This window comes from Aquimarina agarivorans, assembly GCF_000218485.1.
Taxonomy (GTDB): Bacteria; Bacteroidota; Bacteroidia; order Flavobacteriales; family Flavobacteriaceae; genus Aquimarina; species Aquimarina agarivorans.
In genome coordinates, this window is the sequence record NZ_AFPB01000141.1 from 1 (window position 1) to 11,971 (window position 11,971).

At 29.7% G+C, this 11,971-nt stretch carries 12 protein-coding genes; all 12 read right to left on the minus strand.

Annotated features, from left to right (window positions below; translation table 11 throughout):
• Positions 1-32 precede the first annotated feature (32 nt).
• The 12 genes from GMC_RS0108375 to GMC_RS0108430 all read right to left on the minus strand — a co-directional run bounded on the left by GMC_RS0108375 (position 33) and on the right by GMC_RS0108430 (position 11,971).
• Entirely contained in the window at positions 33-2,240 is a 2,208-nt protein-coding gene (locus GMC_RS0108375) for a peptidase domain-containing ABC transporter (RefSeq protein WP_010521701.1), read from the minus strand.
• Positions 2,241-2,272: 32 nt separating this feature from the next.
• Complete coding sequence (locus GMC_RS0108380; RefSeq protein WP_010521702.1) at positions 2,273-3,568, minus strand: cupin domain-containing protein; 1,296 nt, start codon at positions 3,566-3,568, stop codon at positions 2,273-2,275.
• Positions 3,569-3,715: 147 nt separating this feature from the next.
• Positions 3,716-3,862, minus strand: a complete 147-nt coding sequence (locus GMC_RS21670) for a hypothetical protein (protein WP_157998153.1) — start codon at positions 3,860-3,862, stop codon at positions 3,716-3,718.
• An 86-nt stretch (positions 3,863-3,948) separates the two neighbouring features.
• Positions 3,949-6,072: an outer membrane beta-barrel family protein gene (locus tag GMC_RS0108390; protein ID WP_040472492.1), complete on the minus strand. Its 2,124-nt coding sequence runs from the start codon at positions 6,070-6,072 to the stop codon at positions 3,949-3,951.
• Between the two features lie 41 nt (positions 6,073-6,113).
• A complete protein-coding gene (locus GMC_RS21500) occupies positions 6,114-6,284 on the minus strand; it encodes a peptidase associated/transthyretin-like domain-containing protein (RefSeq protein ID WP_138940594.1) in 171 nt (56 codons plus the stop codon).
• A 236-nt stretch (positions 6,285-6,520) separates the two neighbouring features.
• Positions 6,521-7,186, minus strand: a complete 666-nt coding sequence (locus tag GMC_RS0108400) for a response regulator transcription factor (protein WP_010521704.1) — start codon at positions 7,184-7,186, stop codon at positions 6,521-6,523.
• A 5-nt stretch (positions 7,187-7,191) separates the two neighbouring features.
• Positions 7,192-7,827 (minus strand): sensor histidine kinase, encoded by a 636-nt coding sequence (locus GMC_RS0108405; RefSeq protein WP_029489677.1) that lies wholly within the window; start codon positions 7,825-7,827, stop codon positions 7,192-7,194.
• A gap of 136 nt (positions 7,828-7,963) precedes the next feature.
• Positions 7,964-8,389, minus strand: a complete 426-nt coding sequence (locus tag GMC_RS0108410; protein WP_029489678.1) for a hypothetical protein — start codon at positions 8,387-8,389, stop codon at positions 7,964-7,966.
• A 20-nt stretch (positions 8,390-8,409) separates the two neighbouring features.
• Complete coding sequence (locus GMC_RS0108415; protein ID WP_029489679.1) at positions 8,410-8,985, minus strand: tetratricopeptide repeat protein; 576 nt, start codon at positions 8,983-8,985, stop codon at positions 8,410-8,412.
• Between the two features lie 184 nt (positions 8,986-9,169).
• The gene (locus GMC_RS0108420; protein ID WP_010521705.1) at positions 9,170-9,400 is read right to left on the minus strand and encodes a hypothetical protein; all 231 of its coding nucleotides are present in this window, start codon (positions 9,398-9,400) and stop codon (positions 9,170-9,172) included.
• 626 nt (positions 9,401-10,026) lie between these two features.
• Positions 10,027-10,572, minus strand: coding sequence for a CopD family protein (locus tag GMC_RS0108425; protein ID WP_010521706.1), 546 nt, complete (start codon positions 10,570-10,572; stop codon positions 10,027-10,029).
• A gap of 1 nt (position 10,573) precedes the next feature.
• Entirely contained in the window at positions 10,574-11,971 is a 1,398-nt protein-coding gene (locus GMC_RS0108430; protein WP_010521707.1) for an MATE family efflux transporter, read from the minus strand.

Sequence of the window (11,971 nt, forward strand, 5' to 3'; positions counted from 1 at the left end):
ATTAATTGGTGTTTTGTACATAATTGATTTTTTTAGTTTCCTAATTCTAATTGATTTTTTATTAAGTTGTAATAGTTGGATCTATTTGTAACTAATTCATTATGGTTACCGACTTCTACAATTTCTCCTCTGTCTAATACTATAATTTGATCAGCATCTTTAACAGTACTTAGTCTATGAGCTATTATCAATACCGTTCTACCTTCGTAAAATTTTTGTAAATTTTCGTGAATTTGTTTTTCGTTTTCGGCATCTAAAGCACTAGTCGCTTCATCAAAAAACAAATAATTTGGATTTTTATAAATTGCTCTGGCAATTAGCATTCGTTGTTTTTGTCCGCCAGACATACCTACCCCAGAAGCGCCAATTTTAGTTGAAAAATCATTTGGGAATTCATTAATGAATTCAGAAATATTTGCTATTTCAGCAGATTTAAACAAACGCTTTCTGTTAATATTTTTATCGCCAGTAGTAATGTTTCTAAAAATAGTATCTGAAAATATGTAACCATCTTGCATAACAATTCCAGCCTGTTCTCTAAGGCTAGTTGGAGATATATTTTGCAAATTTTGTCCATTTACTAAAATAGCACCTGTGGTTGGTTTATAAAATTTAAGGAGTAGTTTCATTAATGTAGTTTTACCACTACCACTAGCCCCTACAATAGCTGTAACTTTACCTTCAGGAATATGCATATTTATATTCTTTAAAATGTAAGGAGCTGAAGGACCTTCGTATTTGAAGTTTACATTTTTTAAAGATATCCCTCTTACTGATGATTCACTTTTCAATTTTTCTAAACCTTTATCTTCTTCCTCTCCTTTTTGCTCCTGTATTTCACTTAGCCTATTGAAACTTAATTTAGCATCTTGTAAAGATTTAAAAAAGTCAATTAATTGATTCACTGGTGCATTCATTTGTCCGATAATATAGCTTACACTCAATAATTCCCCTAAACTCATAGTACCATTTACAACATAAGTTGCAGCTAGAAATGTGACTACAATATTTTTAAACTGATTTAAAAACTGATAACCAGAAACTTGAATTTGATCTAGTTTTAAAATTTTGCTATTTGTTCTAAATAGTTTGTCCTGAACTCTTTCCCATTCTATTCTTTTATGTTCCTCAAATTGGTTTAATTTAAGCTCGGTAACCCCATTTATAATTTCATATATCAAATCCTGATTTTCGGTTTTAGCCTGAAAAACAAAATAGTCTAAAATTTTTCTTTTATTTAGCCATGCTAGCGACCAACATATAGCCACTGTTGTTATAAGTAAGTATGTGAGTAAAATTGTTATATCATAATACCATAGAACGCCAAAAAAAACAGAAAAAGTGATTAGTGAGAAGAATGTGGTGAGGCTTTGCGAGGTTAAAAACTCTTCAATTCGTTCATTGTCTTGAATTCTTTGATTAAAATCTCCTGTCATTTTGGTATCAAAAAAATGAATAGGTAGTAATAGAATCTTTTTAAGAAAATTTGAAACGATTGTGATGCTAATTTTTGTACCCACACGTAAAAGAATCCAATTTCTAAAAACATCTATAATAATAACGCCTAGAAATACACCAAGCTGAGCCATTAAAAGAGTACTAATTACATTTAAATTTTTGACTTGTACACCTTTATCAATTAAATACTCAGTAATAAATGGAAAAACTAACGTAGCACAACTTCCTAAAAACAATAATATAAATAACTTAATCAATTGTTTGTAGTGCGGCTTTAAGTAATCTAATAAAAATTTAAATGAAATATTCTTTTCAACAGGTATTTCATTTGTATAAAAGTTTTGAGTTGTTTTTAATTGTAAACAAATACCTAAATCCCCTTTTGACAACCAGTGTTCTTGAAATTTTTTTAAATTAAATGAAATAATACCATGTGCAGGATCTGCAATTTTAAATGAATACCCATCATTCCTTGTTTTTTTAATAGCCATTAGCACTACAAAATGATTTTGATTCCAATGTATTATGGCGTTAGTTGGATTTATTTCAATTAACTGATCAATTGATAACTTTTCAGAAATACAACTAAATCCAACTTTTAGTGCAGCGTGTTTTATTCCATCTAAAGAAACACCCTCTTTAGTAATAAAGCATTCGTTTCTAAAAAATTGCAGGGAATATGTTTTGCCGTAGTAATTGCTTAACATTGCTAAACAAGCAGGACCACAATCCATTTGGTCAAATTGGCGGATAAACTTAAATTTTTTATTTTTTGGCTTCATACTAGTAGTGTTTTTCTTAGGAACAATTCCTCTTAAATAATTTCGACTCCATTATAATTGTAGATTTCAGATATAAAATATAAACCTGCTTCAATGGGCCATTCTTTTGCTAAATCACTTAATAATTCTTTTACTGGATACTTTTGATGAGTGTTTAATAAATCAATTATTTTTTCCAACTCTTTATGGTATTTCATTTCCATTTTTATGCCTCTGGAAAACAAAATTAATTTGTTATTTCTTGTATAGTACAGTAGTTCAAAATTTGAATTAGATTGAACAATCTTATCAATTAATAAATTATACTTTTCCACGTCATAACTATCAGTAATATTTTTACTTAATGGAATTGACTGCCAACAACCATTACTTAAAAGGGCATATTTATAATCTAGATTTAATTGGTATAAAAAATCTTTTGTAGGAAGTTTAAGTGTCGATTCATCAAGATTGAGTGTGGATAATAAAGTTGAAAATGAAGCTTCATTTTCAAGTAATTTTTTTGATGGTTGTAGAATTGTTTTTTCAACAGTATTTTCATTCGGAGATTCAAATTGATATATTAGTGAACGTACAATTTTTTTAGTATAAATCTCTTTAGTTGGGTTGTTGAACCAAAGTGTTACACCCACTGATAGTTCATCACTAAAACCAACATGGTAATTTTTCCATGGCATGTAAAATAAATCGCCTTCAGAAAATTCAAATTGATTGGCGTGTTCTAATATTGGTTCAATATTTTTATTATTGTACTTGGTTTGGTCATTGGTTAGGCTGTCATATTTATCTTCATCCCAAGTATACATTGATTTTTTGCCAGGACCTAAATGAAAGTGAAGTACATTCTCGCCAGGGTGATCTTGATGAATACCTAAAGGTGTCCAGCCATAATTACCAATAAAAATAGTAATCTCAACACCAGTTGCCGGAACCCCTTTAATAGCTAATAAAGGCTTAATTGCTTTTCGGATTTTGTTGGCAATAGTTGTAGAATGCTTTTCGCCCGAATTTATTATTATTCCAAATTTTTTATCAAAAATTCGTGAAGTAAATTCTTCGATGTTTTCATCTTTCTTAGGTGGATTTTTACATAAACTTAACAGATATTGGTCGCTTTGTTCTTCACCGTCAATGTAAACACGTATTCCATCACCAACATCCGATAATTTAAATCGGTTTTGGAGTACATTAAGTACGCCATTATTTAATTCTTTTACCAATGTGCAATCAATAGCGTTATTTACTACACATGGCTTTTGAAAGTCATTATTACTATGAATAAATTCCTTCCAAAATTCTTTAGAAAAAGGTTTTGTTATAGTTTCCATAATTTTCACATTTTGTGTAATAGCAATAAATTATTTTGCTAAATTTGTTCTTTGAATTTGTAATAATTTTTAATAAATTTTTGTTAGAAAAGAAGGAGCATAAGTGTCTAAAAATTATAACTCCTCCTTTTTGCTTTGAAAGGATTATTATACAGCAGCAGTTCTCTGCTTTTGTTTTTGTTTGATCACAGTTTCAGCTAAACCAGCTGTTCCACCTTTAATTTTTCTTTCTTCAAGAGTTGATAATGTTTTTAAGCCTAAAAAGTTTTTTGGGTTGAAATTTGAATTTTTCATTGTAACAAAATTTAAAAATTAATAGTTATTAGCCTGTAGTTTAAAGACATGGAGACTTTTCATTGGTCTAACTTGCAAGTATATTTTTAATTTATTCTATTTTTTTCTTCGCTATTTTTTGAATTCCTTTCTGGTAATTCCAATTTTTTTCCAAAATTGTATACTAATGACAGTCTTACACTTCTATCATCCCTATAGTGGTTGTAGCTTGTAGTAAAACCTATTGCTTGTTGTGTAATTAAAGACCTGTTCCCTTTAAAAAGGTCATTACCCACTAATGATATTTGCAATGATTTATTAAAAAGTTGCCACCTGATAGCTGTATCAAATTGTGAGTAAGCTTCATTTTTTTCCAGACTCGAAATTCCATCCGAGATATACATATAAGTCATATTAAACAATAGCTTTCTGTTTTTTACCAAAACAAAATTGGTACTTGCTCCCCCTTCAAAAGAAAAACCAGAAAGTGTTGGATTTAGTAAAGGACTTGTCGATTCGGCTTCGGTATGATAAATATTGGTGTTCAGACTAACATCAAACCAATTATTTATCTTTAAATCTAAGCTAGTATACAATCCGATATCGGCACTATTATAATAATTTGAAGCAATAAATTGTTGGGTATTTTCTACTTGGTCAACAATGGCTATATATTCAAATCCATCATTTAATTTTGAGTACCATAATGAAGCTATTAGGTTTTTGCTATTGGAATATGAAAGCTCAATATTATGGGAAAATGCAGGGCGTAATAACGGATTTCCTTCAAAAAATGAAACGTTGGATAAAAACCATCTAAAAGGATTTAAAAAACTAAATGTTGGTCTATCAATTCTTCTGCCATAGTTTATATCTAAAATATCATTATCAGTTAATTGATAAGATAAATATGCGGTAGGGAATAATTCAAAATATGATTGTTCTGTAATTTGATTTAATGTTACGGAATTGCCTTTTGTATCAGTATTTTCAGCTCTTAAGCCAGCTTTCCATGTCAATTTTTCACTAAATTTGCCTGTAGCCGAAAAGTATAATGCCTGAGTATTTTCGTTATAATCAAACTCATTACTTTGTGTGGCATCAAAAACCGGCATACCACTTGTTGTATTTAAAAATAGTACATCATTTTCTGTTTGAGAAAATGATAATTTCCCTCCATAATTTAAACTAATTTTTTCTAAAGGGTGTTCCATATCAATATTTATGGAGTAATTATCAATATTTTGTTTCCCTTCATTATTTGCCGAAAAAAGCGAATTAGGAATTGGTGCATTTTGGTTGTCAAAATTTGTTGTACTAAATGAACGCTTATTAGTATTATTGAAATTGAAGTAATCTAAATCTAAAGTTAGTTTTTTATCTTCTTTATGGAAATCATATACAGCATGTGCATTAACAGTATTATATATTCGTTGTGCTTCAGTAATAGCATTTGTTTTAATCAAAGAATTAATATTATTTGTTGAGGCATCAATCAGTCTGATTACATCATCATCTTTTTTGTCGGGTTCACTAATATTACCACTGTACAAAGCACCTATAGTAATTTTATCATTTATTTTTTGATCTATTTCAACCTTATAAGCTAAGGATTTAGTAAATTTTCTTTGCTGAATGTTTTCTCGCCAAAGTTGATTAGGGTCATCAATTAAATAGTTTAAATCGTTCAATATGGAGCCTTTCGTATAGTTGATGTCCGAAAATAGTGAAGTGGTAGTTTTTTTATAGTTTACGGCACCACCAATAACACCTGTGGGATATGTTGCTTGTTTGTATGTTGATCTTACCGAAGTATTTATATGATCATCATTATTGTGTTTAAGTTTTATGTTTATAATTCCACTATTACCTTCAGCATCGTATTTAGGTGGGGGATTGGTGATAACTTCAATACTCTTAATAGCTGACGATTGAATGTTTTTTAGATAATTTGTAAGTTCAGAACCTTCTAAATTTATCATTCTATCATTTATCATTACCCTAGTTCTTCCTTTGGCAACTATTTTTATTTCCTCGTTTTGCACCCTCAATCTTGGGGCTGCTTTCAACGCATCTATCGCAGTACCTCCTGAAGCAGCAGTGGATTCGCCTACGTTAAAAATCAACCTATCTACCTTTTTTTCTATGAGTTTTTTTCTTCCCTGAATGACTATTTCTTTAAGTGAGCTTATGTCTTCTGTTAAAATAATTTCACCTAAATTGAAATTCACTTTTATTGTCAATTAATTCTGTTCCATGGGTTTAAACCCACCTATGTAATTGAGATATTGAAAGGAGTATTTGAGTTGATTTCTAAAGAAAACTTTCCAAATTCATCTGAAATGGTTCCTGTTATTAATTCATTAGTGTTGATTTTTTCAGCAATTACATTTGCAAAAGCAATAGGTTGGTTGGTGTCACTCATTATAATTCCTTCAAACATCTGAGCATAAGTAAATTTTTGAATTATGATTAGGAAAAGTATGTTGAGTATTTTTTGCATTCTCTTATTTATTAGGTAACAAAGGTTATTCATCTTATTGTAAATGTACTTTATTAGTATACTTTTTTTGAGTCTTCCACCCACACGAATTATGTGGTAAAACCACATAATTATTTAAAGCATAAAAAAAGCCATCTAAAATTATTTAGATGGCTTTTTTTAGTTTTGGATACCATTTATATGTATCCACTTTCTCTTGCTTTTTCGAGTAATTGTTTATTGCTTCCTCCTTCAATATCAAAAATTTCCTTAAGTTTTCTTTTTCTGTTTTCTACAGCTCTTAAAGATAGGTTTACTGATTCGGCAACGTCTTTGTTTTTTGATCCTAAGGACAATTGGTACAAAATAGACCTATCAGTTTTATCTAAAGTAAGTTTGTGGTTAACTCCGCTTCTTAAAATTTTAGATATTTTTTGCCCATAATATGGTGGTTGTTCAATAACTCTTTCTATACATTTTATCAATTCGCTGGAATTTGTTTCTCCTTTTAGTAAAAAGCCATCAGGATTAATATTGAATAAAATATTTTGAAGTCTAAATTTATCTTCTAGGGTAGTAAGTATTACAATTTTTATTAATGGTTTTTCATTCTTTATTTTTATACCTAAATCTTCACCAGAAATTAATTTACTCCCTTCAATTACGGGGAAGTTAATATCTAAAAAAACTACATCAAATATTTTATCATTTACTAGTTTCCATGCCTCTTCGCAATTTGTGCTAGTTTCAATATTAAATTTTTTTGATTCAGAAGAAATATTAGAGAATACATTTTTATAACCTTCCAATATCATTTCATGGTCATCAACCATTAAAATATTTATTATATCTGTATTACTCATATATTTTAATTTATCGGAATTTGTAATGTAATATTTAAGCCTTTATATTTTTCAATATTATTGTTGAAGTCGATTTTTCCATTTAAATCTTTTACCCTAAATCGAATATTTTTAAGTCCAATACCTTTAATTTCTTTTTTTAATATACCTACCCCATTATCCATTATATGGGCTGTTAATTTTTTAGGATTATCAATTTCAAGTTTGACCTTACATTCAATAGCACGAGAGTGTTTTTGTACATTAGTCAATGCTTCCTGTAAAATTCTGTATAAGTTATATTTTATTTTTTCGCTAATTTTTTCCCATTTAATGGATGCATCCATTTCTAAAATAAATTTAATATTAGAATTATTGTTCATTTCAATTAAACCATTTATTACGGATTGAAAATTAACTTTAATTGAATGTGTTTTATTTAATTTATGTGAAATTTGCCTAATTTCCTCTGCTATAACTTGTATTTCATTAATGTATTTTTCTCTCTTTTTTATACCTTCTTCCGAAATGTTTTTGTTTAAGGAATCCAAACTTAATCTCACTCCAAAAATCTGCCCTAAAATACCATCATGTAGCTCTCTTGAAATTTTTAATTGAGCTTCTTCCCTACCTTTTTCATAAATTTTTCTTTGTTCAAGCATCAGGTTGTAAATTTCGTTAGCATAAATTTGCTTATCCTGTTTTGCTTTTAACTTTTTAACTTTTGATTTTTGAATACTAATATAAATGAATAGAAATAAGATAAATACTAATAAAAATGTTAAATATAAAGTTCCTTCAAACTTTTTGGTCAGTCTTTTTATTTTTATTTTTGTAATCGTCAGTTTGAAATCTGATTTTTGTAAACTTTTCTCTTGTTTTTCTATCCGAAAGTATTAATTCTTCTCTAAGATCTATATATTCATTTAGGTAATCCGCAGCATGCGAGCTATCAACTATTGCTAGTTTTTTTAATATTTTAAATCGATCATCAATGGTGTTGTACAGCTTTGAGGTTTTGTATCCCTCTCTTAAATGTTTTAATTCTTCGGAAGTTTTACCCAAATTTGAATAATATTCAGATAAATGCAAATGACTTAATGAAATAGCATTATAAATATTATTTTCTTTTCTAATTTTTAATGCTTTTTTAAATTCAGCCTCAATATCTGTAGTGTTATTATTAATTTTAAAATTAGAATACGCGGCGTTATCAATTAACATTGCATAGAGTTTGAGCTTATTTAATTTTTTTCATCGTATATTTTTTTAGAATTTTTAAAATATTGTAACGCTATATCGTTTTTATTCATATAAGTATAGGTAACACCTATATTGTTGTAAAGTGTGGCTAGTCTGTAGGGATCGGTAGCTTTTTTTAAGTTTACTTCTGCTTTGTTATAAAACTTTAGCGCATTTTTGTATTCTTTTAATTCATTAGCAATTATTCCAAGGTTATTGTATGCACGGTATAATTGCTTGTAATTTTTTGAAGCTTCAAAATTATTAATCGCCTTATAGGTAATGGTTTCACTCCCTGTAAAATCTCTGTTGTTTTTACTTAAAATCGCTAAGTTTAAAAGTAATATTCCTGATTTTTTTTTGTCGTTAGTGGCATCAAAAATCTTTTGGGCTTTATTGTAATAAAAATAAGCGCTATCTCTGTACGCATTACTATTAAAATACCCAGCTAAATCCCAATAGGAATAACCAAGATTTTTAATATTGTTGTTTTTCAATGCAACGCGTATTGCTTTGTTGTTTACAATTCTGAATTTTAAGGAGTCGTCTAACTTAGATAATTTGTATGAAATTTTCATTAATGTAGTAGTGTAAGTACTATCATTTTTATTTTTTAAAAATTTGAATTTATAGTACAGCGAGTCTACCTTACTAGAGTTAGGTAAAGTTTTATTATCAGACTCAGGTAAGGTAGGCTTCTCTTTTTTTGTTTACAGTTGATTAAAAAAAAGGCAATTAAGGCTAGTATATATATATTGTTCATTAACTATTTTCATCTCTATCTTCAACATCATCCCCATATTCACCTTCGGATTCTGTTTCATTAGGTGTTTCAATTGTGTCGTTGATAATAGTGTTATTTTCAAGTTCACTTTTCAATAAAAAATTAGATTTATCAAACTCATTTGTTGTGGTTGATTCATTAATACCTTCTATTTCGCAAGAAGTTAATACTAAGATAAAAGAAAAAATTGCTAAACGAGAAAGTTTCATAATTGTAAGGTTTTAAGTTATTAGCTAAATTACCTTAAGGTGTTTTTTTTAGTTTTTTACACCCACACACTTTATGTGGTAAAACCACATATTTATGACTTGTAGTAAAGTTTTGGTTTTTAAAACGTTAGTTTATTAAAGGTTGTAACTGAAATTATTAGTAGGGCAGTCCTTTTGTTTAAGCAAGTCTGTCGGAAACTGATAATCTTTTTAAGGCACTCTAGGAATTTAAATAATAAGATTAATTTTTTAATGTGGGGGTGTTGGGGCTAGAATTGCACTATGAATGTAATACTATTTCCTGTTTGAATTTATCTTAAAGAAAAACGATGAGTTTAGGAATTATACAAAACAGAAAAAATAAGTACAGTATGTGTTACGATTCTTTTTATGTTGACTTAGAATTTCTAAAAGCGTATTTTAATTCGGTAAACTTATATTGGTATGGTATAAATTAAACTTAATATTAAGTATAAATAGGCAACAATTATTGAGTGCTAAAATTTTGAATATCGTAAGGCATATAAATATAGAAAGCTTTATTAATATTAAATTTCGATACCATTTTTGCTTTACTAGATAAGATAATTGAAGAGCTTAATTTTATAAATTTTAAAAAGCGAACTTTATTTTTCACGCAAGCGTTTGTACAAACGAATTCCTAGCATGAGCAATATAGCTAAAGCGATTATTCCAACAACGCCATAAATCCAGTTAAAAGCATTTTTTAAGATTACTAAAAATACTACTGAAAATAAGATGATAGTTGAACCTTCATTCCATAAGCGCATTTGGTTAGATGTCCACTTGCAAGTGCTTTTCAGTAGTTGCTTATAAATAGCGTGACACTTAAAATGATAGGCAAAAAGTAATACCACAAACCCCAATTTTACATGCATCCAACTTTCCTGCAACCAATCTGGGGCTAAATGCAAAAGCCATAATGCAAATAGTGTAGCCAAAATAGCCGAAGGCCAGGTAATAATAAACCACAATCGTTTTGTCATCAATTGTAATTGAGGGAGTAAAATATCTCTTTCAATTTTTGTTTTTTGATGAGCTTCTATTTGATAAATAAACAGTCGCGGAATATAAAACAATCCAGAAAACCAAGTGATTACAAAAATTAAGTGCAATGATTTTATGTAAGGGTATAATTGGTAAGCTTCCATATTACGAATTGGCTACAGCGTGTTTTGGTGTTAATTTAGTTTTAATTTCCCGATGTAAAAAGAAACCAGTTACTAAAGTTGATAGTGCATCGGAAATTGGAAAGGCAATCCAAACGCCTAGGATTCCATAATATTTGGGTAAAATAAGTAGTAATGGGATTAAGAAAAAGCCTTGTTTTGATAAAGAAAGTAGTAATGCAGGAACGGCTTTTCCAACAGCCTGAAAATATGCGGATCCAATAAGTTGGATGGCAATAATAGGCGAGGCAGCAAAAACGTATCGAATAGCGGTGGGAGCCTCCTTAAGCACCAAAGCATTTATAGCTTTTTGGGCATCAGGGATGTGAGCTCCGTTGCTTAAAAATAGTTGCGCAATAGATTCGGGAAACGCAAAAAGTAATCCTAAAATAAAAATTCCCAACCCAGTAGCATAAGTAATGGCAGTATAAATTACTTGTTTAACACGGCCAAACTCTTGCGCGCCATAATTGTAACTTGCAATGGGTAAAAACCCTTGTGTAATACCAATAATTGGAAACAGCGCAAACATGAGCAGGCGACTAACAATAGCGTAACAAGCTACGGCCCATTCTCCTTCAATATCTACCATAATGTTGTTCAAAATCAAGTAAACTATACTAATTACTCCCTGTCTGGCTAGGGTAGTTGACCCTAATGCGGCAATTTCTTTAAGGATGGGAAGGTTAAATTTCAAATGCTTAATTTGTAATCGCAATTCGCTTATCGCGAAGAAAAAATAAAAAATATAAGCAAAGCAGCATATATAGGAGGCAGTTGTAGCCCAGCCAGCCCCTATCATTTCCCAACCAAATACATTAATAAACAAATAGTCTAAAAACAAATTTGCTACCGAAGGGATAATCATAGCAATCATGGCATGTTTTGGTTTGCCTTCTGCTCTAATAACGGTATTTCCCATCATTGATAATGCCAGTATAGGTACACCATAAAGTACTATGCGGTAGTAATCCTTAGCGGACGAAAATATGTCTCCCTTCCCTCCAAAGGTGTCTACTAAAGTATCTGCAAACACTAGTCCTAAACTAATAAAAGTTAAGGTAATTAATAAAGTAAGGGCAGTTTGATTGCCAAAAACGCGTATGGCTTTTTCATAATTATTAGCTCCTAAAGCGCGGGATAAAACGGAGGAACCTCCTATACCAATAGCCATGCCAATGGCAGCTATAAAAAAAGATACGGGCAATACTACATTTATAGCGGCAATAGCAATAGGACCTACCCATTTACCTACAAAAATAGAGTCTACCAAAATGTTAAGCGACATTACCAAAATGCCAATGGAGGCAGGAATGGCTTGTTTTAGCAGTAATTTACTAATGGGATCGGAGCCTAAGGCCTGAGATGTTGGTTTTGCCAT

Bases quoted from the DNA above. Each gene is read 5' to 3' on its own strand.
- GMC_RS0108375 (WP_010521701.1), bottom strand. From the start codon at position 2,240: ATGAAGCCAAAAAATAAAAAATTTAAGTTTATCCGCCAATTTGACCAA.
- GMC_RS0108380 (WP_010521702.1), bottom strand. From the start codon at position 3,568: ATGGAAACTATAACAAAACCTTTTTCTAAAGAATTTTGGAAGGAATTT.
- GMC_RS21670 (WP_157998153.1), bottom strand. From the start codon at position 3,862: ATGAAAAATTCAAATTTCAACCCAAAAAACTTTTTAGGCTTAAAAACA.
- GMC_RS21500 (WP_138940594.1), bottom strand. From the start codon at position 6,284: ATGTTTGAAGGAATTATAATGAGTGACACCAACCAACCTATTGCTTTT.
- GMC_RS0108400 (WP_010521704.1), bottom strand. From the start codon at position 7,186: ATGAGTAATACAGATATAATAAATATTTTAATGGTTGATGACCATGAA.
- GMC_RS0108405 (WP_029489677.1), bottom strand. From the start codon at position 7,827: ATGCTTGAACAAAGAAAAATTTATGAAAAAGGTAGGGAAGAAGCTCAA.
- GMC_RS0108410 (WP_029489678.1), bottom strand. From the start codon at position 8,389: ATGTTAATTGATAACGCCGCGTATTCTAATTTTAAAATTAATAATAAC.
- GMC_RS0108415 (WP_029489679.1), bottom strand. From the start codon at position 8,985: ATGAAAATTTCATACAAATTATCTAAGTTAGACGACTCCTTAAAATTC.
- GMC_RS0108420 (WP_010521705.1), bottom strand. From the start codon at position 9,400: ATGAAACTTTCTCGTTTAGCAATTTTTTCTTTTATCTTAGTATTAACT.
- GMC_RS0108425 (WP_010521706.1), bottom strand. From the start codon at position 10,572: ATGGAAGCTTACCAATTATACCCTTACATAAAATCATTGCACTTAATT.
- GMC_RS0108430 (WP_010521707.1), bottom strand. From the start codon at position 11,971: ATGGCAAAACCAACATCTCAGGCCTTAGGCTCCGATCCCATTAGTAAA.